Here is a 25,630-nt window from a genome sequence, read left to right on the forward strand (position 1 = left end):
CCCTGTCTACCTTCTAGTAGGCAGACTGTCAAGCGGACGGATACCCGCGCAATTAACGGGAGTGCGTCGCGCGGCCATCCCGAGCTTTTCCTGCAAAGCAGTCCACCAGCAGGCTGCCCGGCCGGCTGAGGATTTTTCGATCAGGGTCGAGCATTAATGTTTTCGGCACCACGGGACACTGCCCGGCCGCCCTCGTACCAGTCTTTGGAGCGGTTCACGATCCAGACCACGGTGAGCATGACCGGCACTTCGATCAGCACGCCGACGACGGTGGCGAGCGCCGCCCCCGACTGAAAGCCGAACAGGCTGATGGCGGCGGCGACCGCCAGTTCGAAGAAATTCGAAGCGCCGATCAGGGCCGAGGGGCCGGCGACGCAATGCTGTTCGCCCGAGACACGGTTGAGTAGGTAAGCGAGCCCTGAATTGAAATAGACCTGGATCAGGATCGGCACGGCCAGCAGCGCGATGATCAGCGGCTGCGCCAGGATCTGCACGCCCTGAAATCCGAACAGCAGCACGAGCGTGGCAAGCAGGGCTATGAGCGAGAGCGGCTGAAGCCGCTCGAGAAATCGCTTCAAGGCGGCTTCGCGGCCCGCGGCGAGCAGCCGCCGACGCAGGAACTGGGCGCCGATGACCGGCACGACGATGTAGAGCGCGACGGAGAGGACGAGGGTATTCCAGGGTACGGTGATGGCCGAGAGGCCGAGCAGCAAGCCGACGATCGGCGCGAAGGCGAAGATCATGATGGTGTCGTTAAGCGCGACCTGGCTCAGCGTGAAATGCGGTTCGCCTTTCGTTAGGTTCGACCACACGAAGACCATCGCCGTGCAGGGCGCGGCCGCCAAGATGATAAGGCCGGCGATATAGCTGTCGATCTGGTCGGCCGGCAGATAAGGCCGAAAGAGATACCCTATGAACAGCCAGCCGAGCGCCGCCATCGAGAACGGCTTCACCGCCCAATTGACGAACAGTGTCACACCGATTCCGCGCCAATGCTCCTTCACGTGGCCGAGCGCGGCGAAGTCGATCTTGACCAGCATCGGCACGATCATCAGCCAGATCAGTGCCGCGACCGGCAGGTTGACCTTGGCAATCTCGGCCTCGCCGACGGCGTGGAAGACGCCTGGCATGAGATGGCCGAGAGCGATGCCGGCGACGATGCACAGCGCCACCCACACGGTCAGGTATTTCTCGACGAAACCAATGCCGCCGCCCGCGCTCAAAGCGTGATCGTTCATGATACTTTCCTTGCTCAGCCGGCTTTCGGAAGGTTGAGTATCGCCTCGGCGATGATCGACCTTGCCGAATTGCCCGTGCAGAGGAAAAGAACGTTGCATGGCTCGCTCATGGCGGATGCCTCTTCTAACACTTGCAGGTGACCGCCTGGATCACGGGCCGACAGAGTTCTGGCGCGCCATTGCAGCAGTCTTCCATGAGGTAGGCGAGCAGATCGCGGAATCCCGTCATGTCGGCAACATAGCGGATTGTGCGACCATCGCGCTCGGCGCGGACGAGGCCGGCATGGTCAAGAACCTTGAGGTGCGCCGACATCGTGTTCTGCACGATGTCGAGGCGGGAAGCGATCTCGCCGGCGGGGGTCCCCCCGGCGCCCGCCTGGACAAGCAGGCGAAAGACCTCGAGCCTTGTATCCTGGCCGAGTGCCGCCAAAGCGAGGAGAGCTGATTTTTTATCCACGTATCCATAAATCCAGAACTAAGGCTTCGTAGTGCCGACATATGACAGCCGGGTGACAATAGGCAAGCGCGCTCATCGCGTTTGAAGCTGGGGCAGAAGTTCGGGAACCGCAAAGCGGGCGCCGACCAAATCTCGGATATTCATTGCCGCGATCACTCCTGAGACTGGCGACAAAAGATGCGTGACCTTCGGGACAGGCATTCGGTTCGCTCAACCCACTCGTTGCGGCGTCCGCCGCCAGCCGTTAAACTTAAACAGAGACTGACACACGAGCGTGAGAAGCAGCCGTGAGCGAGCCGACGCAGCGAATGGTCGAGACCAACGGCATCCGCCTCAACGTCGCGGAGCAGGGCGATGGCCCTTTGGTGCTCTTGTGCCACGGCTTTCCCGAATCCTGGTATTCCTGGCGCCATCAATTGAGTGCGCTCGCGGCGGCGGGCTTTCACGCCGTCGCCCCCGACATGCGGGGCTATGGCAGGAGCGATCGGCCGGAGGCGGTCGAACAGTATACGCTCTTCCATCTGGTCGGCGACATGGTGGGCCTTCTCGACGCCCTCGAAGCGCAGACCGCCATCATCGCCGGCCACGACTGGGGCGCCGTCGTCGCCTGGCACGCGGCGCTGATGCGCCCGGACCGATTCCAAGCCGTCATCGGCCTCAGCGTGCCGTTCCGGCCGCGGGCCAAGGTGCGCCCAACCAGCGTGATGCCGCGAACGACGGACTCGCAATTCTACCAGCTCTATTTCCAGCAACCCGGCATTGCAGAAGCCGAGCTGGAGCGGGACCCCCGGACCACGGTGCGGGCCATGCTTTACGCCGCATCGGGGGATGCCTCGGGCACGAGCGCGGGTGGAATCGGCATGGTTCCACATGATGGAGGTTTCCTGCAAGCCGTCGAGGCACCGCCGGGCCTACCGCCCTGGCTCAGCCAAGGCGACCTCGATTTCTACGCCGGCGAGTTCCAGCGCACCGGTTTCGCGGGAGGTCTCAACTGGTACCGCAACATCGACCGGAACTGGGAGCTGATGGCGCCCTTTGCGGGCGCGCGGATCAAGGTCCCCGCCCTCTATATAGCAGGCGACCGCGATCTGGTTGTCGCCTTCCCCGGAATGGATCAGCTGCTGGCCAATCTCGGAAATTTCGTCCCGCAACTCCGCGACAAGTTGATGCTGCCCGGCTGCGGGCACTGGACCCAGCAGGAACGCCCGGACGAGGTCAACGCCGCGATGATCCATTTCCTCCGGAGCGTGCGGGAACAGCGCTGATCCGAGGACACGACCGGAGCGGAAATCATGGAGATGAGCGTAAAGAGATTTTTTGAACGCTATCAGCGGTTTTTCAAGGAGTCGCTTGGCGGCGGCATGGATATGGATGAGGCCGCGTCGCTCTACACGTCGGAGTTCATAGCCGCCTCGCCTGCCGGCGTCGTGACCGGAAAGAACGACGATCAACTCAAGCAAGTCATGGCTCAGGGCTATGCCCACTACCGGGCAATCGGAACGAAAGAGATGCGGATACGCGACATCGGCATCTCGCCGATCGACGAGCATCATTGCGTTGCCCATGTTGCGTGGACCGCGACCTATGCCCGCAAGGGTCAAGCGGACGTCGAGATAGATTTCGACGTTCACTACCTTGTCCGGAAACTCGACGGCGAGCCGAAGATATTCGGATGGGTGTCGGGCGATGAGCAGGCGCTGCTGAAGAAGCACGGCATCATCTGAGGTCCGCCGCTCCCATTCCCGGTTGTGCTCAGCCCCGTCCTCGGCTTCTGTGTGGTGGCCATCATTGGCTGTGTTTTCGAAGCGCGTCGACAATGACCTTGAAGGCCGGCGAGTTCTGGCGACTGCTTGGATAGTATAGGTAATAGCCGGCGAATTTCGGCGACCAATCGTCGAGCACGAGTTGCAGCCGTCCGGCGGCAACATGCGCCGTGACCAGATCCTCGGGCACATAGGCAAGCCCGTAGCCGGCAATGGCGGCGTCGACCATCGGCAGGGTCGAGTTGAACACGAGCTGGCCATCGACGCGGACGCGCAGAGCCTGGCCGGCCTTCTGGAATTCCCAGGCATAGAGGCCACCGGCGCTGGTCATGCGCAGGTTGATGCAATTGTGGCCGATCAGGTCCTGCGGCGCCTTCGGCACACCACGTCCGGCGATGTAGGCCGGCGAGCCTACGGCAACAAGCCGCCAGTCCGGCCCGATGCGCACGGCGATCATGTCCTTCTCCACGCTTTCGCCAAGCCGCACGCCAGCATCGAAACCATCCTCGACAATGTTGCGCAATCCGTTGTCCCGGCTGAATTCGAGCTTGATGTCGGGATAGTCGGCAAGGACAGGCCGCAGTTTCGGCCAGACCAGCTGCTCGAGCGCATGATCGGAGACGGTGATGCGCACGGTCCCCGAGGGTTTGTCGCGATAGGCCGTCAGCGCCGCGATGTCGGTTTCGATATCGACGATGCGCGGCGCCAGGGATTGACGTAACCGCTCCCCCGCCTCGGTCGTCGAGACACTGCGCGTCGTTCGCGCCAGCAGCCGCAGGCCCAGGCGCGTTTCGAGCCGCTTGATGGTGTGGCTGAGGGTCGATTGGGTAATGCCGATCTTGGCGGCGGCCTTGGTGAAACTGCGCTCCTCGGCCACCATCAGGAACCACAGAAGATCGTTGAAGTTTTCGCGCATGGCCTTCTGCCCCGCTGAATACGGCCCGACGTTATTTATGGCCTGCATCGATAAGTTCAAGCGACTTTCAGCCGCTAATCATTCCAATAGTCCGGCGCTATCTCCTGTCGCGAACAGGCCGCTGATGCGTTTTCCGGCGGCCGGCTTTTTGTGCGTGGTGACGGCTGATGGAAACGACTTACGACGACAGGCTGGTGAAGCCTCGGGCAGCATGGGGTGCGGTGTTCTCGATGACGCTTTGCGTCGCCGTCCTCATCGCTTCCGAGTTCATGCCGGTCAGCTTGCTGACGCCGATCGCCGACGGGCTCGGCATCACCGAAGGCCGGGCGGGACAGGCGATCTCGGTCTCCGGCATCTTCGCGGTCCTCACCAGCCTGTTCATCGCCGGCCTGACGCGGCATATCGACCGCAAGCTGGTGCTGACGTCGTTCTCGCTGCTGCTCGCCGTGTCCGGCTTGGTGGTGACCTTTGCGCCCAACTATGCCGTGCTGATGATCGGCCGCGTCTTGCTCGGCATTGCCATCGGCGGTTTCTGGTCGATGTCCACCGCGATCGTGATGCGCCTCGTGCCGGAGGACTCCGTGCCCGAGGGCCTGGCGATGATCAACGCCGGCAACGCCGTCGCGGCAACCATATCGGCGCCGCTCGGAAGCCTGCTCGGCGATTATGTCGGCTGGCGCGGCGCGTTCTTCCTCGTGGTGCCGTTGGCCCTCTTTGCCCTTGCCTGGCAAAGCTTCAGCCTGCCTGCGCTGCCGCCACGCGGCCGCAAGGCGTCGGGCAATGTCCTCCGGTTGCTGCTGCGCCGTCAGGTCGCGCTCGGCATGACCTCGATCCTGTTGCTCTTCATGGGCCAGTTCGCGCTCTTCACCTATCTCAGGCCTTTCCTGGAAACCGTGACCGGTGTCGGCGTTTCGGCGCTCTCGGCGATCCTGCTCGTGATGGGACTAGCAGGCGTCGCCGGCACCTGGATCATAGGCCGGCTGCTCAAGACGCGGCTCTACAGCATCGTCATCATCATTCCGCTGGCCATGGCGCTGTTGGCGGTCGCATTGATCGTGCTTGGATCGATGCCGGTGGCCGTCACCGCGTTGCTCGTCGGCTGGGGCTTTTTCGGAACCGCGGCGCCGGTCGGCTGGGGCACCTGGCTGAGCCGCGCGCCGCGCGACGATGCCGAAGCCGGCGGCGGCTTGCAGGTCGCCGTCATCCAGTTCGCCATCACGCTCGGCGCGGCGGGCGGCGGCCTGCTACTGGACACGCTCGGCTGGCGAAGCCCCTTCGCACTCGGCGCGGTGCTGCTTGTGGGATCCGCGCTGGCCGCGGCGGCAGCCGCCCATGATCATGGCAAGGACGCGCCATGACACGCAGCCACATGACGCGCCGCACCGCAGTTGCCGCCGCACTGGCAGCCGCGTTCGCGCCCTCCGCCGCGCCAGGCCAAGCCGGCGGAACGGACGGACAGGAGAGACCGTTGATGAGGATTGCTATTGAAGTGGACGCAATGCGCCTGACGGCCTCCCTGTTCGACAATCTGAGCGCGCAGGATTTCGCCGCGATGCTGCCGCTCGACCTGACACTGGAAGACTACGCATCCGTCGAGAAGATCGGCTACCTGCCGCGCAAATTGCGGATCGAGGGCAGCGGCCCGTTCGACAGTGAGGCCATCGGCGACATCGCCTACTACGCGCCCTGGGGCAATCTCATCTTCTTTTATGGCCCCTACCGGTATTCGCGCGGCCTGATCCGGCTCGGCCGGCTCGACAGCGGTATCGCACCGCTGCTGCGCGGCGGACGCTTCAACATACGCATAGAACGCCTGACATAGGCTCAAGGAGAAAACCATGCTCGGAACAGTTCTTTACGGTGCCGGCGACATCCGCTGCGAGGAAGTGGCGGAGCCCGAAATCCTTCATCCCACCGACGCCATCCTCAAGCTCTCGGCCACCTGCATCTGCGGCTCCGACCTGTGGCCCTATCGCGGGCTCCAGCCGCTGAACGAACCGATGCATATGGGCCACGAATATTGCGGCGTGGTGGTGGAAGTGGGCAGCGCGGTGAGAACGGTGAAGCCCGGCCAGTTCGTCGTCGGCTCGTTCTGCACCTCCGACAACACCTGCCCGCATTGCCGCTTCGGCTTCCCCTCGTCCTGCGAGCAGCGCGAGTTCATGAGCCGGGCGCAGGCGCCGATGCTGCGCGTGCCGCTTGCCGACGGCACGCTGGTCGCCACCCCCGGCATGCCCGAGGACGATCTGATCCCGAGCCTGCTGGCGGCATCGGATGTGCTTGGCACCGGCTGGTATGCCGCCGACGCCGCGCGCGTCGAGCCCGGCGCGACGGCGGTCGTCGTGGGTGACGGCGCGGTCGGGCTGATGGGCGTGCTCGCGGCCAAGCAGATGGGCGCGGAGCGCATCATCGCCATGAGCCGTCACAAGACGCGCCAGGATCTCGCGCTCGAATTCGGCGCCACCGATATCATTTCGGAGCGCGGCGATGACGGCGTGGCGCGGATCAAGGATCTGACCCGCGGCGTCGGCGCGGAATCCGTGCTGGAATGCGTCGGCACGCAGGAATCCATGATGCAGGCGATCAACTGTGCCCGCCCCGGCGGCTCGATCGGCTTCGTCGGCGTGCCGCATGGCGTCCAGCTCGACGGCCAGGGCCTCTTCTTCGCCCAGAAGAGCCTGCTCGGCGGCCCCGCGCCCGTGCGCCGTTTTCTTCCGCATCTGATGGATCTGGTGCTGGAGCGCAAGATCAATCCCGGCAAGGTCTTCGACCTGACCCTGCCGCTGGCCGATGTCGCCGAGGGCTACCGCGCCATGGATGAGAGGCGGGCGATCAAGACGCTGCTTCGTCTGTAAGCGCCGCACTGCGTTCAGCCCACAAATGCAGGGGAGCGAACCTTAAGGAGACCAAAATGAAGAAAATCCTGACAGCAACGGCCGCGAGTGTGGCGGGAGGTATGCCCGTGCAAGCGCAGGGCATCGAAATCCGGACAAACGGCAGCACGCCGGCGATGATCGGAGCGGCAGAAAACTTTACCGGGCAAGCGGTCATCACTGCGCTGTTTCCCGCCACCGAGATAACGCGCGCAAGCACAGGGCTGGTGAACTTTGCTCCCGGAGCGCGCACCGTCTGGCACACCCATCCTGCCGGTCAGTTGCTGATCGTCACATCAGGCCAAGGCTGGATTCGCGAAGACGGCAAGGAGGCCCTCGTCATCAATCCAGGCGACGTCGTCTGGATTCCCGCCGGGGTGAAGCACTGGCATGGCGCGACCGCCACCAGCCCGATGGCCCATATCGCGTTGAGCTACATGCATGACGGCAAGAATGTCGACTGGCTGGAGCCTGTCTCCGACGAGCAATACCGCTGACCGTACGCAGGAACGAAAGGCATCATTATGAAACCTTCAACCATTCTCGCACTCGCTTTGTCGATGGGGGCTGCCGACGCTGCGGCGCAGACGGGATCGCAGACCGGCAGCCTGCCTCCAGAGGATGTGCAGGCCGTCTCGCCCGCCCTTGCGCGCTATGCGACGGACAAGCTTGCCAATGACGTTTGGAAGCGCCCCGGCCTGTCGCGGCGCGATCGCAGCATCGTCACCATCGCGGCGGTGGTCACCCGCAACCAGGGCATACTCCTGCCGGAGCAGTTGAGCCTCGCCCTCGACAGTGGCGTGAAGCCGGCCGAGATCTCGGAGATGATCACGCATCTTGCCTTCTATGCCGGGTGGGGCAACGCGATGGCAGCCACGGCGATCGCCAAAGCGGTGTTCGAGGCACGCGGCATCGGGTCGGACCAGCTCCCCAAGGCTGTCGTCGATTTGCTGCCGCTCGACGAAAAGGCGGAGGCCGATCGTGCCGCACGGGTCGAGCAAGGCACGGGACCGGCGTCGCCGGGCCTGGTGCGCGACACGACGGAAGTGCTGTTTCGCGACCTGTGGCTGCGTCCCGACCTCGCGCCGCGCGACCGCAGCCTGGTGACGGTCAGCGCGCTGGTCGCCGCCGGTCAGGTGGAGCAGATTCCCTATCATCTCAACAGGGCCATGGATAATGGACTGACGCGCGCCGAGGCCTCGGAGGTGATCAGTCATCTCGCCTATTACGCGGGATGGCCAAACGCTTTCTCGGCAGCCCCGGTCGCACGCTCCGTATTCGAGAAGCGCTCCGCCGACTGATCATTTTCGACCGTAACGACCCTGCCGTTCGAGCCGCGCGGCCTGACGCGGCCAAGTGGCGATGCGGCGAGCATCTGGAGACTGCCCAGCGCAAATTCAGGGCGGTCTGGCGGATCGAGGCCGAAAGCCGACGCGGGCGGCATGACCTGACATTGTGCTCAGCCGGCGCGCGATCCCGGCGCTTCCGGCCGGAGATAGACCGTCAGGCAGCAGCAACAGATCGCCAGTCCGGCGATCGGGTATTTCAGGGCGACGACCGCCGCCAAGCCGAAAAGGCACAGCGTCACCATCGAGCGGATGCGCATGACCTTGCGCACCTTGAGCGGAACGGTGTCGGCCGGCATCGGGTCGATGAGTTCCCGGATCAGGAGAATGTAGGTCAGGTTCACCAGGAAGAAGACGACCGCGTAGAACGCCACCGGCTGCGGGGCCAGCTCGCTGACCGCCATCCACGCGGTTGCCAACGGCAGCAGCGACACCGAAAACAGGTGCGCGAAATTGTACCACATCAGGCTGGTCGTCGCCGCCGTGGCGTGGCGCAGGAGATGATGGTGATTCGCCCAGACGATGGCGATGAAGAGATAGCTCACGCCGTAGCTCAGCCATGTCGGCCACAAGGCCAGCAACGCGGTGAAGGTCGGCACCTCCGGTGGACGCAGGTCAAGCACGAGCACGGTGATAAGGACGGCGAACACGCCATCCGAAAATGCGCTCAATCGCTCAAGCCCTGTCGAGGGAAGCACCTGGAGTGTCCTTGTCGAGGTTCGTCCGGCCTATGGTAGCATCGCCACCCGCAATATCCATGGCTGCCCAGTCGAGATCGCTAACGCGTTGCTTCGCGCCAAGTCCAACCCCGCTCACGACGCCTTGGCCAGAAAGCTCTGGTAATCCGATTTGGCCTGCAGCAGGCGCAGCACGTTCTCGCGCGAGCCGCGCACATGAGCGCGCGCCAGGGCGCCGGCGCGCTTGGCGTCGCCGGCGCAGATCGCCTCGACGATCTCGGCATGCTCGTCGCGGGCGATCTTCCATTCGTCGAGCCACAGCAGTTCCGTCCAGACATAGTGCTGGCACCTGTCGAGGATGCCGCACAGCATGCCGTGCAGCATGGCATTGCCGCTGATTTCGGCGATGACGCGGTGCAGATCGATGCCGACTTCAAGCTCCTGGAATTTTTCCCTTGTGGTTCGATCCGCAATGGCGGCCAGCCTCTCGCATTCGGCCAGCATGGCGCGCAGCCGCGCCTTGTCTTTCTCGGTGGCCGCAGCCGCCGCCAGTTCGGTGGCGTGGCCGTCGAGCAGTTCGCGGATGTCGAAGGCCTCGCGGAACATGTTTATGTCGAACTCGGTGACGGCGTAGCCCTGCCGCGGCCGGCCGGTGACCAACCCGTCGCGCTCGAGGCGGTTGAAGGCCTCGCGCACGGGCGTGCGGCTGACATTCAGCTTTGCCGCAATGTCGCTCTCGGTGACGCGCGCGCCCGGCGGGATCTGGCCGGTCACGATCATTGCCTTGAGCGCGGAATAGACCGAGTCGCGCAGCGTGTTTTTTGTTTCCTTGGCCAAGTTCCGTATCCAGTCTCCGGTCCGTGCCGGAAATCGATGTGTTTCGCGCGTAGCTGTATTCAAAATCGGCGCGTTTTGCCATTCCCCGGCCCCGGGTCGGTGGCCCCAAGGCCCCGCCGAGCGGTGTTGACTTCGCTGATCCCCGAGCTACACTCAAAATTGTATACAAAATCGCATGCGAAATCAAAAACAATGGGAACACCGGTTGGAGAACCGAAATAAACAGCACCAAAGGCATTAGCGTCGTTGCCATAGCGGGCCTCATGGCCACGGTCACGGCGCCCGCCGCGGCAGGCGACACCATTACCGTCGCCTCATGGGGCGGCACCTATCAGGAGGCGCAGGCCAAGGCCTTCTTCAAGCCGACCGCCGATGCGCTCGGCATCACCATCAAGGAAGACACCACCAACGGTCTCGATGACGTGCGCCTGCAGGTGACAGGCAACGCGGTGAAGTGGGACATCACCGAGCTCGGCGCCGACGAATGCGCGCGCGGCTCGAAGGAAGGGCTTTTCGAAAAGCTCGACTACAACCTCATCGACAAGAGCGGCATCAATCCCAAGCTCGTGCATGACGACTGGGTCGGCATCTCCTACACCTCCGTGGTACTCGTCTACCGGACCGACGTATTCGGTGACAAAGGCCCCAAGACCTGGGCCGACTTCTGGAATGTGGAGAAGTTTCCCGGACGGCGCGCACTGAGCAGCAGCCAGGCGACGGAGACGCTTAGCGTTGCAGCCCTCGCCGAAGGCATTCCGATCGACAAGGTCTATCCTGTCGACATCGACGGCGCGCTGAAATCGGTCGACAAGATCCGTGGCCATGTCGATGCCTGGTGGACTTCCGGCGCGCAGGCCATGCAACTGGTGAAGGACGGCGAGGTCGACATGGCAAGCATCTGGAACGGCCGCGCCGGCACCTTGAAGAAGGAAGGCGCGCCGGTCAGCTTCTCCTTCGACCAGGGCGTACTCACGGCCGACTGCATGGTCATTCCCAAGGGCGCCAAGAACAAGGAGGTCGCGATGAAGGCGCTGGCGATGTTCGTCAGTCCGCAATTACAGGCCAATCTGCCGCTTTATGTCGACAACGGACCGGTCAACGAGAAGGCGTTCGAGACCGGGAAGATCCCGCCGGAGCGGATCAAGGACATCAACTCGTCGCCTGAGAACGTCAAGAAGCAGGTGCTGCAGGACGCCGAGTTCTGGCGCGACAACCTCGTCGAGGCGACGGAGAAGTTCAACAATCTGATCCAGCAATAGACCGGAAACCCTGACATTGCGGGGCCGCCTGGCCCTGCTTCTTGGAGTCCTGCCTAGGAGAAAACAATCTTGTCCATTGCGCCATCCGCGCTGCCGATCGGCATGCGCGCGATAGAGAAACGTTTTGGCTCCGTATCGGTGCTGCGCGACCTCAATCTCGACGTCGCGGCCGGCGAATTCCTGACGTTGCTCGGCCCTTCCGGCTCCGGAAAGACGACGCTGCTGATGATCCTGGCGGGATTCGTCAGGGCCACTGCCGGCTCAATCAAGGTCGGCGACGAGGAGATCATCACCACGCCGCCGCACAGGCGCAATATCGGCATGGTGTTCCAGAACTATGCCCTGTTCCCGCATATGAACGTCTTCCACAACATCGCCTTTCCGCTGAAGCAGCGCCGCGTTCCGGCCGCCGAGACGGTGGAACGCGTCGAGAAAGCGCTGGAGTTGGTGAAGTTGCAGGGCCTCGGCGAACGGCGCGTCGACCAGCTCTCCGGTGGCCAGCGCCAGCGCGTGGCGCTGGCGCGCGCCCTCGTGTTCGAGCCGCCCATCGTGCTGATGGACGAGCCGCTGTCGGCGTTGGACAAGGGCCTGCGCGAGCACATGCAGATCGTACTGCGCGCCCTGCATCGGCGGCTTGGCATGACGACTGTCTATGTCACGCACGACCAGCGCGAGGCGATCACCATGTCGGATCGTATCGCCGTCATGAATGCCGGGCGCATCGAGCAGCTCGACAAGCCCGAAATTCTCTACGCCGCGCCGCGCACCCGGTTCGTCGCCGGCTTCATCGGGGAATCGAATTTCATTCCCGTCGAATGCCGCTCCGGTTCGGTCTGGTACGAGGACAGGCAAATCCACACCGCGGCGCCGGCGCCGGCATCGGGCCAGCAGCTGATGGTGGTGCGGCCGGAAAAGCTGCGGCTGCTGTCAAATGCAGAGCCGGCCAAGGGCGTCAACGTGCTCAGCGCGACGCTCAGTGACGTGATTTATCAGGGCGACAGCTTCGTCTGCTACGCCGTGCTGCGCGACGGCAGGCAGCTGACATTGCGCGACTATTGCCGCAGCGACGTGCTGGCCAGGTTGCCGGCCGCCGGGCAGCCGATCGCGCTTGGCCTCGATGCGCAGGATACGATCCTGGTGGCGGCGGACTGATGAGCGTGCAAACCGCCACGATGGACGAGGCAATTGGCGCCATGACCCAGGACCTGAACGCGCATGCGTTGCGCGCCGATGCGCGGCGCGAGCAGTTTCGGCTGCTGGCGCTGCTGTCGCCAAGCCTGTTCCTCGTCTTTGCCATCATCATCGTGCCGATCGGCTGGCTGTTCTGGCTGTCGCTGTTCGACGAGGTCGGCGTCTTGAGCGCCGCCAACTATGCGCGCTTCTTCGAGCAGGCCTCCTATATCAAGACCTTCCTCACCACCTTCAAGGTCGCCTTCATCGTCACCGCCGCCTGCGTGCTGCTGGGCTATCCCTTGGCTTATATGCTGTCGCAACTGCCGCGCCGGGCGGCGTCGATCTGCCTGATCTTCGTCATCCTGCCGTTCTGGACATCGGTGCTGGTGCGCACCTATGCCTGGCTGGTGATCCTGCAGCGCAAGGGGCTGATCAACAGCTGGCTGATCGACCTCGGCGTCATCAGCCAGCCGCTGCCGCTGGCCAACAATTTTTCCGGCGTCGTCATCGGCATGACGCATATATTGCTGCCGTTCCTGGTGCTGCCGCTCTACGCCTCGATGAAGACCATCGACACCGACTGCCTGCGCGCCGGGATGAACCTGGGCGCCGGCCCGGTCGCCACCTTCCGCCAGATCTTCTTTCCGCTGTCGCTGCCTGGCCTCGCCTCCGGCGTGGTCATCGTTTTCGTGCTGTGTCTCGGCTTTTTCGTCACCCCGGCGCTGATGGGCGGCGGCAAGGTCGTCATGTGGGCGATGCGCATGGAACAGACCACCAGCCTCTATTCCAACTGGGGCGCCGGCGCGGCGCTCGGCGTCGTGCTGCTCGTGGTCACGCTGGCGCTGCTCGGCCTGTTCCAGTGGCTGCTCGGCGCGCGCGCCACAGGTGTGTGGAGTTCGCGATGAGCGGAGATGTCGGCCTGCCGATCTCGCACCGGCAACGTCTGTGGCTCTATGCGCTGGGCGGCCTCGTGCTGCTGTTCCTGATCGCGCCGTCGGTCATCATCGTCATCATGTCGTTTTCGGATTCGACGCTGCTGCAGTTTCCGCCGCAGCAATGGTCGCTGCGTTGGTACCAGACCTACTTCCAGTCGCTGGAGTGGCGCGACGCGACGGTGGTCTCGGTCAAGGTGGCCGTTATGACCGCGCTGGTGGCGACGCCGCTCGGCACGGCCGCCGCCTATGCCATCAACCGGGGCACGCTGCGCTTCAACGGCACCATCAACGCGCTGATGACCGCGTCGCTGATCGTGCCGGTGATCTTGATCGGCATCGGCACCTTCTTCCTCTATGCGCGCATCGGGCTCAACAACACGCTGACCGGCCTGGTCATCGCGCATACGGTGCAGGCGCTGCCGCTGGTGGTGCTGACGGTGCTGTCCGGCTTGCGCTCCTATGACATGAACCAGGAGCGCGTGGCGCGCAGCCTCGGCGCCGGACGCGTCGCCGCCTTCTGGCAGGTGACCATGCCGCAGATCCGCTTCTCGATCGTTTCGGGCGCGCTGTTTGCCTTCATCACCTCCTTCGACGAAGTGGTGGTTTCGCTGTTCATATCGGGCGGCGAGACGACGACCTTGACGCGCCGCATGTTCAACGCCCTGCGCGACCAGATCGACCCGACGATCGCTGCCATCTCGACCTGCCTGATCGTGCTGTCGGTCGTGCTCTTGTCGGTGGCGCAGATCTTCGGCAGGCGGCATTGATTTCACCGGACCAATTGGCTTCAAGTGACCAGGAGATATTCGGACAGAATGCGTGATTTCCAGTTTCCCGGCCGCTCGCCGGTCCGCGCCACCGAAGCGATCGCCGCGACCTCGCATCCGCTTTCGACGCTTGCAGCCATCGACATGCTGCGCGCCGGCGGCAATGCCATGGACGCCGCTGTCTGCGCCGCCGCCGTGCAGGGCGTGGTCGAGCCGCAATCGACCGGTATAGGCGGCGACTGCTTTGTCCTCTATTGCCCCGCGGGGCAGGGAAACGTGCTGGCCTTCAATGGCTCCGGCCGGGCGCCCGCCAAGGCGACCGTGGACTGGTATCGCGACAAAGGCTTCAGCGAACTTCCCAAACAGGGACCGCATGCCGTGACCGTGCCCGGCGCGATCGACGCCTGGTGCAGGCTGCTGGAAGACCATGGCAGCAAGGACCTTGCAGAGGTGTTGGCGCCGGCGATCAACTATGCCGAGAACGGCTATGTCGTGCATGACCGCGTCGCCTTCGACTGGGCCGAACCGGAGACCGACCTGTCGGCCGACGAGCACGCCGCGCGCATTTTCCTGCCGGGCGGCGAGGCGCCCAGGGCCGGCGACGTGCACCGGCAGCCGGAGCTTGCCGCCACCTTACGCATCATTGCCAGGCATGGCCGCGCCGGGTTCTATGAAGGCGCCGTGGCCGACGACATTGTGAGCCGGCTCAAGGCGTTGGGCGGACTGCATTCGCTTGAGGATTTCGCTTCGACCAAGGGCGATTATGTAGCGCCGGTCAGCGTCTCTTATGACGGCCACGAGATCCACCAGATGCCGCCGAACAACCAGGGGCTGACGGCGCTCGTGATGCTGAATGTGCTGTCGGGGTTCAAGCTCGGCGGCCTCGACCCCAACGGCGCCGAGCGCCTGCACTTGGAGATCGAAGCGGGGCGGTTGGCCTACCGCGACCGCGACCGTTTCCTCGGAGACCAGGACCATGTGCCGGTGCCGGTAAAAGAGCTTCTGTCGGCCGCCTATGCCGAGCGGTTGCGTGCCGAGATCGACCGCCAGCGTGCCATGACGCACCTGCCGGATGTGCAGCTGCCCGGCAGCGACACGGTCTATATCTCCATCGTCGACCGCGACCGCAACGCGGTCTCCTTCATCAACTCCACCTATTATTCCTTCGGCAGCGGCGTCGTCGGCCCTAAGACCGGCGTGGTGCTGCAGAACCGCGGCTCGAGCTTCCGCCTCGACCCGGCGCATCCGAACGCGATCGCGCCCGGCAAGCGGCCGATGCACACGATCATGCCCGGCATGGCGACGCGGAACGGCCGCGTGGTGATGCCGTTCGGCGTCATGGGCGGCGGCTACCAGCCGTTCGGCCACGTCCATCTTTTGACCAACGTGCTCGACTTCGGCATGGATCCGCAGCAGGCGCTCGATGCGCCGCGAGTGTTCTACAATGACGGCATGGTGGAGGCCGAGCGCGGTGTTCCCGCTGATGCGATCGAAGGCCTGCGCCGCCGCGGCCATGCCATCACCCAGCCGCACCATCCGCTCGGCGGCGGCCAGGCGGTGCTGATCGACTGGGAAAAGGGAACGCTGACCGGGGCGTCGGATCCACGCAAGGACGGAATGGCGCTTGGGTATTGATGGGATCGGGACAGCCGTCGCGGCCCGGATTTGGCTGCAGTTGCCGCAGCAAGCGTCGGCGCCGCCCCACATGAGCAGCATACCCTCACCCCGCCACCAGGTGACCGCCTCCGACATCGCTCAGCGCCAGCCTCTGCGGGCTCTCGCCCAGCCTTCGCGTCGCACTCGGAATCTCCTGGTCCAGCCTTGCGAACCGGCTCCTGCGCTTCGCCGGATCGGGCACCGGCACAGCTTCGATCAGCCGCCTGGTGTAAGGGTGGCGCGGGTTGGAGAAAACCTGGTCGCGCGTGCCCATCTCGACGATCTGGCCGAGATACATGACGGCGACGCGGTCGGAGATGTTTTCGACTACGGCCATATCATGGGAGATGAAGAGGTAGGCGACGCCGAATTCGCGCTGCAATTCCTTCAACAGGTCGAGCACGCGCGCCTGCACGGAAACGTCGAGGGCCGAAACGCTTTCGTCGGCGATGATCAGCTTCGGCCTTAGCGCCAGGGCGCGGGCGATGCAGACACGCTGGCGCTGGCCGCCGGAGAATTCGTGGGGATAGAGCTCCATCTGGCCGGCCGACAGGCCGACACGCTCGAATAATGCCGCCACCCGCTCCCTGCGCTCTTCCTTCGAAGCGACGCCATGGATGACCAGCGGCTCGGCGACGAGATCGCCGACGCGCATGCGCGGGTCGAGCGAAGCGTAGGGGTCCTGGAAGATCATCTGCACGTCGCGGCGCACCGCCTTGCGCTCGTCGCGGCCGAGGCCCGACAGGTTGCGTCCGCCGATGACGATGTCGCCGGTATAAGGCACCAGTCCGGCCAGCGCCTTGGCGGTGGTCGACTTGCCGCAGCCGGATTCGCCCACCAGCGCCAGCGTTTCGTTGGGCGCGATCGAAAAGCTGACGCCTTCGACGGCATGGACGCGCCGGTTGACCCGGCCGAAGAAGCCGCCACGCAGGTCGAACCGGACATGCAGATCGGTGACATCGGCGACGTTCGCCGGCGCAACCGGCTCGGCAATCTCTTTCGATTTCTGGCGGCCGGCGCCAGTGCCGATGCGCGGCACGGCGGCGAGCAGCTCGCGTGTGTACTCGGCTTGCGGCCTGGCGAAAATGTCCGATGTCTTGCCTTCCTCGACCATGCGGCCATGCCGCATGATGATGACGCGGTCGGCCATTTCGGCGACCACGCCCATGTCGTGGGTGATGAGGATGACGCTGGTGCCGTGCTGGCGCTGCAGGTCGCGCAGCAGTTCCAGAACCTCGCCCTGCACGGTGACGTCGAGCGCAGTCGTCGGCTCGTCGGCGATCAGCACGTCGGGTTCCAGCGCCAGCGCCATGGCGATCATCACCCGCTGGCGCATACCGCCGGACAGCTCATGCGGAAACTGTTTCAGCCGGCTTTCGGCTTCCGAAATGCGCACTGCCTTCAACGCCTCGCTGGCGCGGCTTCGGGCCTCGGCGGGCGAGAGGCTGGTATGCGCCTCGATGGATTCGGTGAGCTGGCGGCCGATCGACAGCACCGGGTTCAGCGAGGTCATCGGCTCCTGGAAGATCATGGCGATGCGGTCGCCGCGGATGCGGCGCATCCGGCGCTCGTCGAGCGCTGTGAGATCGGTGTCGCCCGCATCCCCGCCAAGAAGGCGGATCGTGCCCGAAGATATGCGCGCGGCGGGCCGCGGCAGTAGTTGCATGATCGCCAGCGCGGTCATCGATTTGCCGGAGCCGGATTCGCCGGCGATGCAGAGCGTCTCGCCGCGTGAAAGCGTCAGAGAGAGGTTGGAGACGACGTCGCGCTCGCCGTCCTCGCCACGCACGGAGACGGAGAGATTGGCGATGTCGAGAATGGTTTCGGTGGCTGATGTCATTGCAGACGCAAACCTGCAAGGGATTTATTCTGTGGCGCCCCCCACCCGGACCTTCGGTCCGACCTCCCCACAAGGGGGAGGTAGGGCGCCGGTTTTTTACTCTCCCCCTTGTGGGGAGGGTCGCTGCGAAGCAGCGGGGTGGGGGTGCAGCGCCGACCGAACATCATTCGAACACGCAGCGCGGGAAGTAGAACGACACCACCCAGTTCGGCATGTCGACGATCTCGCTGATCCTGAGATCGCCACAGACCGAGGCCAGCATATAGGCCTCGACCGGATCGATCTGGTAACGGCCGGCGAGCAGGTCGATCATCTGGGCGACCGCCTCTTTCGCGCCGGTCATCAGGTCCGGGCCGATGCCCGTGGTCACCTCGTAACCCTTGGTGTCGAGGTGGCGCGTCACCGGGCCGGGCGTGGTGAAGCGCGGCATCTTCAGCCTGGCGTCCTTGACAAGGTCGAGCTTGAGCACGACGTCCATCGGGCTTTCGATCGCCGTGCCGCAGACCTCGCCATCGCCCTGCGCGGCATGCGTGTCGCCGACCGAAAACAGCGCGCCGGCCACCTCCACCGGCAGATAGAGCGTTGTGCCGGCGGCGAGGTCGCGAATGTCCAGATTGCCGCCGACGCGGCGGGGCGGCACCACCGAGTGATGGCCCATCTCGCCCGGCGCGTTGCCGATGGTGCCGGCGAAGGGTTTCAGCGGCACGCGGCCGTTCTTGCCGAACAAGGCCGGCTCCAGCGAGGCGGCATCGTATTTCCAGATGTTGAGCGCCGGCTGCTTGAAGTCGTCGGCCAGCAGGCCGAAACCTGGAATGTTCGCCGTCCAGCCGAAGCCGGACGGTTTGAACATCTCGATCGTCACCTTCAGCGCGTCGCCCGGCTCGGCGCCCTCGACGAAGATCGGCCCGGTGACAGGGTTGATCCCGGCGAAGTCGAGCTTGGCGATGTCGGCGACGGTGCTGTCGGGCTTGAGCTGGCCACCGGAGGAATCGAGGCACTGAAACTCGATGATCGAGCCGGGCGCCACGCGCTGCGCCGGGGCAAAGGAATTGTCCCAGCCGAAATGGTGATGGCGTCCGTGGATGGTGTAGTCGCAGTTATTGCACATCTTTTACATACACATTGTCGTAGTTGATCGGGATATGGACCGGGTCGACATAGAGGTTGTCGGCGCCGCCCATGCGCGCGGACTTCATGGTAAAGCGCTGCTCGTTGAAGACCGGCGCCCAGGGCGCGTCCTCCATCACCTTGTCGTAGATGGCGCTCCACATCTTGTCGCGCTCGCCTGATTTGGCTGGGTCGACCACCGAGTCGGCCTCGGCCGCCTTGGCGTCGAGGTCCTTGTTGCAATACCACGACCAGTTCCAGCCGCCAGGCACCGCGCCGGCGCAGCCGAGGATCGGACCGTAGAAGTTCGATGGGTCCGGGAAGTCGGCGATCCAGGCCATGCCGCCGGACCAGATCATCGGCGCGCCGGCCTTATCGCCGCCGGCGGCGATGACGTTTGCCTGGGCGAGCGACTGGATGCTGGCCTTGATGCCGATCGCCGCCAAATCCTGCTGGATCGCCTGCGCGATGCGCGGATTGGGATCGGTGTTCATGGCGAAAAGCTGCGTCTCGAAGCCGTCGGGATGGCCGGCTTCGGCCAGCAGCGCCTTGGCCTTGGCGACGTCATAGGGATAGCCCTTGTACGCCTTGTCGTAGCCCGGCATCGACGGCGGCAGCGGCTGGTTGGCCGGCACGGCGCGGTTGTTGATGATCTGCACGACGCGCGCCTTGTTGATCGCCATGTTGACCGCCTGGCGCACCTTCACATTGTCGAACGGCGCCATGGTGGTGTTCATGGTGACGTAGCCGGTGTGCAGTTGCCCGCCCTCCACGACGCGCGCCTTCTGCTCGGGATCGGCCATCACCTCCTGGAACTTGGCCGGCGGAATGCCGTCGCCGGGCACGTCGATCTCGCCCTTCTGAAGGCGCAGCAGCGCCACGATCGGCTCCTGGCCGATCTCGAAGGTGATCTTGTCCAGATGCGGCAGTCCCTTATGCCAGTAGTCCGCGTTGCGCTCGAAGACGATGCGCTGGCCGAGCGTCCACTCCGCGAGCTTGAAGGCGCCGGTGCCGACCGGATGCTTGCCGAAATCGGCGCCATATTTCTCAACCTCTTCCTTCGGCACGACATGCGAGAAGTTGATGGCCATGACATGCAGGAAGGTGGCGTCGGGCCGGGTCAGCTCGAACTTGACGGTATAGGGGTCGACCACGGTGACACCCGATAGTGTCTCCGCCTTGCCGGCGGCGACATCGTCATAGCCCTTGATCGAGCCGAAGAAGCCGGCGCCGGGGCTCTGCGTCTTCGGGTTGGTGACGCGGTCGAGCGAGTATTTCACGTCCTCGGCGGTCATTTCGCGGCCATTGTGGAATTTCACACCATGGCGCAGCTTGAAGGTGAAGGTCTTGCCGTCGGGCGAGATCTCGTAGCTTTCGGCGAGATCGGGCTTGAGGTTCGTGGTACCCGGCTCGTAGTCCATCAGCCCGTCGAACAGGCTCTTGATCATCGACCAGTTCTGCCAGTCATAGCCGATCGCCGGGTCGAGGGTCGCGACATCGTCCTTGTAGGTGATGGTGATGGCGCCGCCCTGCTTGGCGTTGGGATCGACGGCGTCCTCGGCGCGGACGCTCGTCATGCCGAGCATCAGCGCCAGCGCCGATACGGCCACGGTGGATGCGAGAAGCTTTTTCATTGTTATGTTCCCTTTCTCTGTTGGTTTTCTGGTTTCATCTGAGCTTGATGCGGGGATCGATGAACGGGGCGATGATGTCGGCCAAGAGATTGCCGAGCACGATGGCGAAGGCCGACACCAGGGTGACGCCCATGATGATCGGAATGTCGACGCGCTGGATCGCCTGCCAGGCGAGTTGGCCGATGCCTGGCCAGCCGAACACGCTTTCGACCACCACGATGCCGCCCATGAAGATGCCGATATCGATGCCGATCATGGCGATGACCGGCAGGATGGCGTTGGGGAGCGCATGGCGGAACAGGATGGCGCGGCGGGCCAGGCCCTTGGCGCGGGCGGTGCGCACATAATCCTGGCGCAGCACGTCGATCATCGAGGAGCGCATCATGCGCGCGTACCAGCCGGCGCCGAGAATGCCCATGGTTAGCGAGGGCAGCACCAGATGGCGCCAGGTGCCGTAGCCGCCGATCGGGAACCAGCCCAGCCGCACGGCGAACACGTAGAGCAAAAGCAGGCCGACGACGAATTGCGGCGCCGAGACGCCGACGAAGGAGGCGACCATCAGCGTCTGGTCGGTGGCGGTGCCGCGCTTGACGGCGGCGATCAGGCCCATGCTGAGCCCGATCAGCAATTCGCACAGGATGGCGCCGACCATCAGGAGCAGGCTCGCCGGCAGCCGCGAGACGATAAGCTCGGTGACCTCGGAGCGCTGGATGTAGGAGCGGCCGAGATCGCCGCTGGCGAGCTTCGTGAGATAGTGCCAGTACTGGACGACGAAGGGCTGGTCGAGGCCGAGCTGCTGGCGGATGTTCTCGACCGTCTGCGGCGTGGCGCTGCGGCCGGCGATCTGGCGCACCGGGTCGGCAGGCAGCAAATAAAGCAGCGCGAAGGTGATCAGCGAGACGCCGAGCAGGATGAGCAGCGACTGGATCAGGCGGCGGCCGAGATAGGAGATCATGCCCGGCCCCTTTGCGTCGGATCGAGGATATCGCGCAGCGCGTCGCCGATCAGGTTGAAGGCCAGCGCCAGCGCCAGGATCGCCGCACCCGGGAAGAACACCAGCCAGGGTGCCGCCTGGAAGTAGGTCTGGTTCTCGAAGATGATGTTGCCCCAGGAGGCCGTCGGCGGCTGCACGCCGATGCCGAGGAAGGAGAGCGTCGCTTCCAGCAGCACCGTGGTGGAGATGCCGAGCGTGCCCCAGACGATGATGGTGGGCAGAAGATGCGGCAGGATGTGGCGAAACAGGATGCGCGGCGCGCTCGCCCCGATGGTGCGTTCGGCATCGATGAACTCGCGTTCGGCGAGCGAAGAGGTTTCGGTGTAGATGACGCGCGCGGTCTGCACCCAGTTGACCAGCGCGATGACCAGAGCGACGATCCAGAGACTTGGCTCGAACACTGCCGCCAGGCAAATGGCGAGCAGCAGCGCCGGAAACGCCATCATCAGATCGGTGAAGCGCATGAGAGCGCTGCCGATCCAGCCGCGGAAATAACCCGCCGTGACGCCGACTAGCGTGCCGATCAACAGCGCCACGCCATTGGCGGCGATGCCGATGATCAGCGAGGTGCGGGCGCCGTAGAGAATGCGGGTCAACAGGTCGCGGCCGAGCAGATCGGTGCCCAGCCAGAATTTTGCGTCAGGCGGCAAGGGCGAGCCTTCCAGCGTCAGCCCGTCGAACATCTGCTCATTCGGGTCATAGCCGGTCAGCCATGGCGCGAGGATCGCGCCGGCAAGGACGATGGCGACGATGAACAGACCGAGCAGCGCCAGGCGGCGTTTGACCAGCCGGCGCCAGACGCCGGCGCGCGACTTGACCGGCATGCGTGCGGCCGCCGGGAGGTCAGGCGCGATAGGAGTGGTCATCGCCGCCTTCCTCACCCGTTACTTCCTCATTGGTCATTGCCACGATGCGGCGCGCCGCATCCTCGACACTGATCTGCCAGCTCATCGCCAGCGAGCGCAGCTGCGCGTAGGCGCGATCGTCGTCGGCGCCTTTCGAAAGTGCCGCGACGGCGCGCACGATGGTCTGGCGCTCGGCGACACGCTGACGCAGCGAGGCGATCTCGCCGGCCAAATGTTTTCGCGCCTCGAAACTCTGCCTTGCGATCAGCAGCGCGCTGTAGACGCCGGCGGTGCCGACCGGCTTCAGGAGCTGCGCATCGGCCTTGTGCGAGAGAGCCCATTCGATGCGGCCGGGCGCCTCCGAACCGATCAGCGCCACCAGCGGCATCGGCGCCTCGCCGGCCTTCCACGGGAATTGCTCGTCGAAACCGAGATCGGCGTCGAAGAACACGAAATCGGCGGCCAGCGCTTCAGGCGGCAGTTCGGGCCAGCAGTCGACGGTGACCAGGCCGATGGCGGACAACTGCCTGGTGATGGCCTGCACGGTCGGGTGCGGGCGATGCAGGATGAATGCCCTGGCGCCGCCGAGATTCGGGATGCGCGATGGCCTGGTCACGACACCACCCTCAGGCGCGGCCGGCCGAATGTCGTGGCGGGGTCGTAGCGTGACAGGTACGGATCGGGCGCGACCTCGTGCTGCCGGCTGACGACCTCGAAGAAGCCGTCGGCGATCCGGCCGATGATTACCGGCAGCGTTGCGTGCTGGGAATGAGCGTCGATAGCAATCGGGCCGAGCCGGGTGGAGAAGCGCCGTTCGGCGAAGGCCTTGGAAAATTCCGCCGGACCGGCGTCGGGATCACGCGAGAGCACGTCGGCCATCACTTGCACGGAGGCATAGGCGGAGGCCTCGAAAGACGAGGCGAAGGCCGCCGGGCGAGGCGCGAAATACGGCCCGACCGACAAATGCCCCTTGCCGGTTTCGCCGATCGCCGGCAGCTCACCCTCGGTGAGGTTGCAGGAGATGATCGGGCACACCTCGGGGCTGAAGGCCGGGTCCTCAACGCCCAGGTCGCGGTAGGCCGCCAGGAAGGCGTAGGAGGAGGTGCCGATCAGGTTGTTGAGGACGAAGTTCGGCCGCGTCGCCCGGATCTCGGCGATCAGCCGCGACACGTCGGTCTCGCCTATGCGCAGATAGCGCTCGCCCAGAACCTTGCCGCCGGCATCCGCGATCAGGTCGCGCGCCACGCGGTTCATCTCCCAGCCCCAGATGTAGTTCGAGCCGAGCAGGAAGCCGTTGGCGCCGAAGCGGGGCACGACATGGGCCATCAGCGGCACCAGATGCTGGTTTGGGCAAGCGTGCATGTAGACGACGTGCTCGTTGGCCTCGAAGCCTTCATAGGGGCAGGCGTACCAGAGCATGCCGCCGGCTTTTTCCAGCACCGGAATGGTCTCCTTGCGACTCCAGGAAGTGACGCAGCCGACGACATGGCGGGCGCTGCTGGTCTTGAAGATGTCCTCGCAGAGCGTCGCATAGCGATCGGCATTGCTTTGCGGGTCACGCTCGACGGGCATCAGTTCGATACCCGAGCCGCGGTCGGCATTGGTGTCGGCGATGGCGCGCATGGCGCCCATCCGGCACGCATCGGAGACGAGCTGGTAGCTTCCCGAGCGGGAATAGAGGATGCCGATCTCGATACGCCGTTTCAAACAGATCCCCAAAATAACAATGCCCCGCAGCCACCGCCGGAGGGCGAGGCATACGAGGCATTCTTGCCGCCCGGCGATCAGGGCCGGTATTTTCAGCCTAAACTATTCCGTGCCACCACGCAGTCAAGCGGGAAAGTGGGTAGTGTCTCAGTTTGAAATTAGACGCCGCGCTTGTCGCGATCCTAGCCAAACTCCTATGGAAAAGCGGCGCGATTGAAAAGAACATGTGACCTTTTGGACCGGTCGGAATCAGGCCGCCTTGCGCCGTATGAGAGATGCTAGGACGGTACGCATTCCTGAGTATGCCGGGCCGCCGATTGTCACTTCCCAGTCAGTGCCGCGTTTACGGGGAAACTTAGCACTGCGTAGCGCTTCACGGAATGCTGTCGGCTCAACGCCTACGGTTTGAGCCATTTCTTCAGCGGTTGTGTATTTGGCTATCATGAAATCTCCTGTGCTTTCCTCTAGGCATATAGGGATTCAGAGCGGAATGCGCCAGCAGACCGGCCAGATCGCAACCGGGACACTACGGGAAAGTGCGTTCGTCAGCTCAACCGCGGCGCTGCGGCCCGTTTGGCGCGGCGGCTAGGCTACCGTGCTCGCCGTTCAGAAAATTTTGAGAGAATATTCCGGGCTTCCGGGCGAACCGGGAACGCGGTTCTTTGATAATATCCCTAGAGTTTCTGATGATCTGGACAAGGCTTGGCGTTCCGCCCGGCTTGTGACTTCGCAACCGCAGAGATCCATCATGTCCGATTTCAGGAACACCTTGTCGTCTTCCCTCTCGTCATATTTCAACCGCCGCGCGGGTCTTGGCTTGCTTTTCGCTTCGGCGGTCGCGGTCGCCGGGCTGATTGCGCCCAGCGCTTCGTTCGCCGAGGACAAGAAGGCGATCAAGGTCGGCATCATCAGCGGCGAGGACGAGGATGTCTGGCGCGTCGTCGTCGCCCAGGCGGCGCAAAAGGGCCTCAGCATCGAAACCGTGGTCTTCAACGATTACACCCAGCCCAATGAGGCGCTGGAACGCGGCGAGATCGACGCCAATGCCTTCCAGCACCAGCCCTATCTCGACAACCAGATCAAGACACAGGGCTACCACATCGTGCGCGTCGGCTATACCGGCGTCTGGCCGATCGGCCTCTACTCCAAGAAATATACGAAGATCGCCGACCTGCCCGAGGGCGCGGTGATCGGCGTGCCGAACGATCCCTCCAATGAAGGCCGGGCGCTGCGCGTGCTGCAGAACGAGGGCGTGATTAAACTGAAGGACGGCACCGGCATTCTCGCCACCACCGCCGACATCGCGGAAAACCCGAAGAAGGTCGAGATCAAGGAGCTTGACGCCGGCATTGTCGGCCGCTCCGTCGAGGATCTCGATGCCGCCGTGGTCAACACCGACTGGGCGCTGAAGAGCGGCCTGACACCGGAAAACCGTATCGCGCAGGAGCCTATCGCCGACAACCCCTACCGCAACTTCATCGCGGTCAAGGTTGGCAATGAGAACGAGCCCTGGGTGAAGACGCTGGTCGCCTCCTACCAGAACGAGGCGGTGAAAGCCGAGTTCGACAAGGTCTACAAGGGCACCGGCCTCAGCGCCTATTGAGGC

The 25,630-nt window shown here is 64.2% G+C and carries 25 protein-coding genes and 1 pseudogene; 13 read left to right on the forward strand and 13 right to left on the reverse strand.

Annotated elements, in window-relative coordinates:
- Positions 1 to 140 precede the first annotated feature (140 nt).
- The 3 genes and pseudogenes from arsB to FJ953_RS24610 form a co-directional block, all read right to left on the reverse strand.
- Entirely contained in the window at positions 141 to 1,205 is a 1,065-nt protein-coding gene (gene arsB, locus FJ953_RS24600) for an ACR3 family arsenite efflux transporter (RefSeq protein WP_181175045.1), read from the reverse strand.
- A 65-nt stretch (positions 1,206 to 1,270) separates the two neighbouring features.
- A pseudogene (locus FJ953_RS31020) lies at positions 1,271 to 1,348 on the reverse strand (arsenate reductase ArsC); the annotation flags it as partial.
- Positions 1,349 to 1,362: 14 nt separating this feature from the next.
- Positions 1,363 to 1,695 carry a metalloregulator ArsR/SmtB family transcription factor gene (locus tag FJ953_RS24610; RefSeq protein WP_140524254.1) on the reverse strand — a complete coding sequence of 111 codons (333 nt, stop codon included), beginning with the start codon at positions 1,693 to 1,695 and terminating at the stop codon, positions 1,363 to 1,365.
- 287 nt (positions 1,696 to 1,982) lie between these two features.
- Between FJ953_RS24610 and FJ953_RS24615 the strand changes: the two genes are divergently transcribed.
- Both FJ953_RS24615 and FJ953_RS24620 read left to right on the forward strand, forming a co-directional pair.
- Entirely contained in the window at positions 1,983 to 2,960 is a 978-nt protein-coding gene (locus FJ953_RS24615) for an alpha/beta hydrolase (protein WP_140625234.1), read from the forward strand.
- A 27-nt stretch (positions 2,961 to 2,987) separates the two neighbouring features.
- Entirely contained in the window at positions 2,988 to 3,419 is a 432-nt protein-coding gene (locus FJ953_RS24620) for a nuclear transport factor 2 family protein (RefSeq protein WP_140491522.1), read from the forward strand.
- 61 nt (positions 3,420 to 3,480) lie between these two features.
- Here the strand turns inward: FJ953_RS24620 and FJ953_RS24625 are convergent, their stop codons facing one another.
- On the reverse strand, positions 3,481 to 4,374 hold the full coding sequence (locus FJ953_RS24625; protein ID WP_140554653.1) for a LysR family transcriptional regulator: 894 nt from the start codon (positions 4,372 to 4,374) through the stop codon (positions 3,481 to 3,483).
- Positions 4,375 to 4,541: 167 nt separating this feature from the next.
- Here FJ953_RS24625 and FJ953_RS24630 point away from each other — a divergent pair, with 167 nt between their 5' ends.
- The 5 genes from FJ953_RS24630 to FJ953_RS24650 all read left to right on the forward strand — a co-directional run bounded on the left by FJ953_RS24630 (position 4,542) and on the right by FJ953_RS24650 (position 8,548).
- On the forward strand, positions 4,542 to 5,732 hold the full coding sequence (locus tag FJ953_RS24630) for an MFS transporter (RefSeq protein ID WP_140625235.1): 1,191 nt from the start codon (positions 4,542 to 4,544) through the stop codon (positions 5,730 to 5,732).
- Positions 5,733 to 5,845: 113 nt separating this feature from the next.
- On the forward strand, positions 5,846 to 6,196 hold the full coding sequence (locus tag FJ953_RS24635) for a cyclophilin-like fold protein (RefSeq protein WP_318013799.1): 351 nt from the start codon (positions 5,846 to 5,848) through the stop codon (positions 6,194 to 6,196).
- 16 nt (positions 6,197 to 6,212) lie between these two features.
- A complete protein-coding gene (locus tag FJ953_RS24640) occupies positions 6,213 to 7,229 on the forward strand; it encodes a zinc-dependent alcohol dehydrogenase family protein (protein WP_140514270.1) in 1,017 nt (338 codons plus the stop codon).
- Positions 7,230 to 7,285: 56 nt separating this feature from the next.
- A complete protein-coding gene (locus FJ953_RS24645) occupies positions 7,286 to 7,744 on the forward strand; it encodes a cupin domain-containing protein (RefSeq protein ID WP_140514268.1) in 459 nt (152 codons plus the stop codon).
- Between the two features lie 63 nt (positions 7,745 to 7,807).
- The gene (locus tag FJ953_RS24650; RefSeq protein ID WP_348640072.1) at positions 7,808 to 8,548 is read left to right on the forward strand and encodes a carboxymuconolactone decarboxylase family protein; all 741 of its coding nucleotides are present in this window, start codon (positions 7,808 to 7,810) and stop codon (positions 8,546 to 8,548) included.
- A gap of 158 nt (positions 8,549 to 8,706) precedes the next feature.
- Here the strand turns inward: FJ953_RS24650 and FJ953_RS24655 are convergent, their stop codons facing one another.
- On the reverse strand, positions 8,707 to 9,264 hold the full coding sequence (locus FJ953_RS24655; RefSeq protein ID WP_246670963.1) for a TMEM175 family protein: 558 nt from the start codon (positions 9,262 to 9,264) through the stop codon (positions 8,707 to 8,709).
- Positions 9,265 to 9,405: 141 nt separating this feature from the next.
- The gene (locus FJ953_RS24660) at positions 9,406 to 10,107 is read right to left on the reverse strand and encodes a GntR family transcriptional regulator (protein WP_181168309.1); all 702 of its coding nucleotides are present in this window, start codon (positions 10,105 to 10,107) and stop codon (positions 9,406 to 9,408) included.
- A 263-nt stretch (positions 10,108 to 10,370) separates the two neighbouring features.
- On the opposite strand from FJ953_RS24660, the gene FJ953_RS24665 reads away from it, so the two are divergent.
- The 5 genes from FJ953_RS24665 (at position 10,371) to ggt (ending at position 15,876) form a co-directional block, all read left to right on the forward strand.
- Positions 10,371 to 11,366, forward strand: coding sequence for an ABC transporter substrate-binding protein (locus FJ953_RS24665; RefSeq protein ID WP_181175044.1), 996 nt, complete (start codon positions 10,371 to 10,373; stop codon positions 11,364 to 11,366).
- Positions 11,367 to 11,435: 69 nt separating this feature from the next.
- Positions 11,436 to 12,518 (forward strand): ABC transporter ATP-binding protein, encoded by a 1,083-nt coding sequence (locus FJ953_RS24670; protein WP_140625236.1) that lies wholly within the window; start codon positions 11,436 to 11,438, stop codon positions 12,516 to 12,518.
- On the forward strand, positions 12,518 to 13,444 hold the full coding sequence (locus tag FJ953_RS24675) for an ABC transporter permease (RefSeq protein ID WP_140625237.1): 927 nt from the start codon (positions 12,518 to 12,520) through the stop codon (positions 13,442 to 13,444). Before FJ953_RS24670 ends, FJ953_RS24675 begins: the two co-directional genes overlap by 1 nt.
- Positions 13,441 to 14,241 (forward strand): ABC transporter permease, encoded by an 801-nt coding sequence (locus tag FJ953_RS24680; protein WP_140491547.1) that lies wholly within the window; start codon positions 13,441 to 13,443, stop codon positions 14,239 to 14,241. The genes FJ953_RS24675 and FJ953_RS24680 overlap by 4 nt, the downstream gene beginning before the upstream one ends.
- A 48-nt stretch (positions 14,242 to 14,289) precedes the next feature.
- Positions 14,290 to 15,876, forward strand: coding sequence for a gamma-glutamyltransferase (gene ggt, locus FJ953_RS24685; RefSeq protein WP_140625238.1), 1,587 nt, complete (start codon positions 14,290 to 14,292; stop codon positions 15,874 to 15,876).
- An 85-nt stretch (positions 15,877 to 15,961) separates the two neighbouring features.
- Here ggt and FJ953_RS24690 read toward each other — a convergent pair whose 3' ends face one another.
- From FJ953_RS24690 to FJ953_RS24720, 7 genes are all read right to left on the reverse strand, one after another.
- On the reverse strand, positions 15,962 to 17,737 hold the full coding sequence (locus FJ953_RS24690; protein WP_140491551.1) for an ABC transporter ATP-binding protein: 1,776 nt from the start codon (positions 17,735 to 17,737) through the stop codon (positions 15,962 to 15,964).
- Between the two features lie 163 nt (positions 17,738 to 17,900).
- On the reverse strand, positions 17,901 to 18,845 hold the full coding sequence (locus FJ953_RS24695) for an acetamidase/formamidase family protein (protein WP_140625239.1): 945 nt from the start codon (positions 18,843 to 18,845) through the stop codon (positions 17,901 to 17,903).
- On the reverse strand, positions 18,835 to 20,478 hold the full coding sequence (locus FJ953_RS24700; protein ID WP_140625240.1) for an ABC transporter substrate-binding protein: 1,644 nt from the start codon (positions 20,476 to 20,478) through the stop codon (positions 18,835 to 18,837). The genes FJ953_RS24695 and FJ953_RS24700 overlap by 11 nt, the downstream gene beginning before the upstream one ends.
- Before the next feature lie 34 nt (positions 20,479 to 20,512).
- Positions 20,513 to 21,433 carry an ABC transporter permease gene (locus FJ953_RS24705; RefSeq protein ID WP_140625241.1) on the reverse strand — a complete coding sequence of 307 codons (921 nt, stop codon included), beginning with the start codon at positions 21,431 to 21,433 and terminating at the stop codon, positions 20,513 to 20,515.
- Positions 21,430 to 22,296, reverse strand: coding sequence for an ABC transporter permease (locus FJ953_RS24710; protein WP_210239460.1), 867 nt, complete (start codon positions 22,294 to 22,296; stop codon positions 21,430 to 21,432). The genes FJ953_RS24705 and FJ953_RS24710 overlap by 4 nt, the downstream gene beginning before the upstream one ends.
- Positions 22,297 to 22,315: 19 nt before the next feature.
- Complete coding sequence (locus FJ953_RS24715; RefSeq protein ID WP_140491561.1) at positions 22,316 to 22,933, reverse strand: ANTAR domain-containing protein; 618 nt, start codon at positions 22,931 to 22,933, stop codon at positions 22,316 to 22,318.
- Positions 22,930 to 24,024, reverse strand: a complete 1,095-nt coding sequence (locus FJ953_RS24720; RefSeq protein ID WP_140491563.1) for a transporter substrate-binding protein — start codon at positions 24,022 to 24,024, stop codon at positions 22,930 to 22,932. Before FJ953_RS24720 ends, FJ953_RS24715 begins: the two co-directional genes overlap by 4 nt.
- 748 nt (positions 24,025 to 24,772) lie before the next feature.
- On the opposite strand from FJ953_RS24720, the gene FJ953_RS24725 reads away from it, so the two are divergent.
- Positions 24,773 to 25,627: a MetQ/NlpA family lipoprotein gene (locus tag FJ953_RS24725; protein WP_140491565.1), complete on the forward strand. Its 855-nt coding sequence runs from the start codon at positions 24,773 to 24,775 to the stop codon at positions 25,625 to 25,627.
- Positions 25,628 to 25,630: the final 3 nt, after the last annotated feature.

The sequence above is a fragment of the Mesorhizobium sp. B2-3-6 genome, assembly GCF_006442305.1.
Classification (GTDB): Bacteria; Pseudomonadota; Alphaproteobacteria; order Rhizobiales; family Rhizobiaceae; genus Mesorhizobium.

Excerpts from the sequence above, each read along its gene's own strand:
- FJ953_RS24690 (WP_140491551.1), bottom strand. The coding sequence starts at position 17,737 with ATGACATCAGCCACCGAAACCATTCTCGACATCGCCAATCTCTCCGTC.
- FJ953_RS24630 (WP_140625235.1), top strand. The coding sequence starts at position 4,542 with ATGGAAACGACTTACGACGACAGGCTGGTGAAGCCTCGGGCAGCATGG.
- FJ953_RS24620 (WP_140491522.1), top strand. The coding sequence starts at position 2,988 with ATGGAGATGAGCGTAAAGAGATTTTTTGAACGCTATCAGCGGTTTTTC.
- FJ953_RS24675 (WP_140625237.1), top strand. The coding sequence starts at position 12,518 with ATGAGCGTGCAAACCGCCACGATGGACGAGGCAATTGGCGCCATGACC.
- FJ953_RS24635 (WP_318013799.1), top strand. The coding sequence starts at position 5,846 with ATGAGGATTGCTATTGAAGTGGACGCAATGCGCCTGACGGCCTCCCTG.
- FJ953_RS24700 (WP_140625240.1), bottom strand. The coding sequence starts at position 20,478 with ATGAAAAAGCTTCTCGCATCCACCGTGGCCGTATCGGCGCTGGCGCTG.
- ggt (WP_140625238.1), top strand. The coding sequence starts at position 14,290 with ATGCGTGATTTCCAGTTTCCCGGCCGCTCGCCGGTCCGCGCCACCGAA.
- FJ953_RS24650 (WP_348640072.1), top strand. The coding sequence starts at position 7,808 with ATGGGGGCTGCCGACGCTGCGGCGCAGACGGGATCGCAGACCGGCAGC.
- FJ953_RS24625 (WP_140554653.1), bottom strand. The coding sequence starts at position 4,374 with ATGCGCGAAAACTTCAACGATCTTCTGTGGTTCCTGATGGTGGCCGAG.
- FJ953_RS24725 (WP_140491565.1), top strand. The coding sequence starts at position 24,773 with ATGTCCGATTTCAGGAACACCTTGTCGTCTTCCCTCTCGTCATATTTC.
- FJ953_RS24665 (WP_181175044.1), top strand. The coding sequence starts at position 10,371 with ATGGCCACGGTCACGGCGCCCGCCGCGGCAGGCGACACCATTACCGTC.
- FJ953_RS24705 (WP_140625241.1), bottom strand. The coding sequence starts at position 21,433 with ATGATCTCCTATCTCGGCCGCCGCCTGATCCAGTCGCTGCTCATCCTG.
- FJ953_RS24645 (WP_140514268.1), top strand. The coding sequence starts at position 7,286 with ATGAAGAAAATCCTGACAGCAACGGCCGCGAGTGTGGCGGGAGGTATG.
- FJ953_RS24710 (WP_210239460.1), bottom strand. The coding sequence starts at position 22,296 with ATGCCGGTCAAGTCGCGCGCCGGCGTCTGGCGCCGGCTGGTCAAACGC.
- FJ953_RS24695 (WP_140625239.1), bottom strand. The coding sequence starts at position 18,845 with ATGTGCAATAACTGCGACTACACCATCCACGGACGCCATCACCATTTC.
- FJ953_RS24640 (WP_140514270.1), top strand. The coding sequence starts at position 6,213 with ATGCTCGGAACAGTTCTTTACGGTGCCGGCGACATCCGCTGCGAGGAA.
- FJ953_RS24680 (WP_140491547.1), top strand. The coding sequence starts at position 13,441 with ATGAGCGGAGATGTCGGCCTGCCGATCTCGCACCGGCAACGTCTGTGG.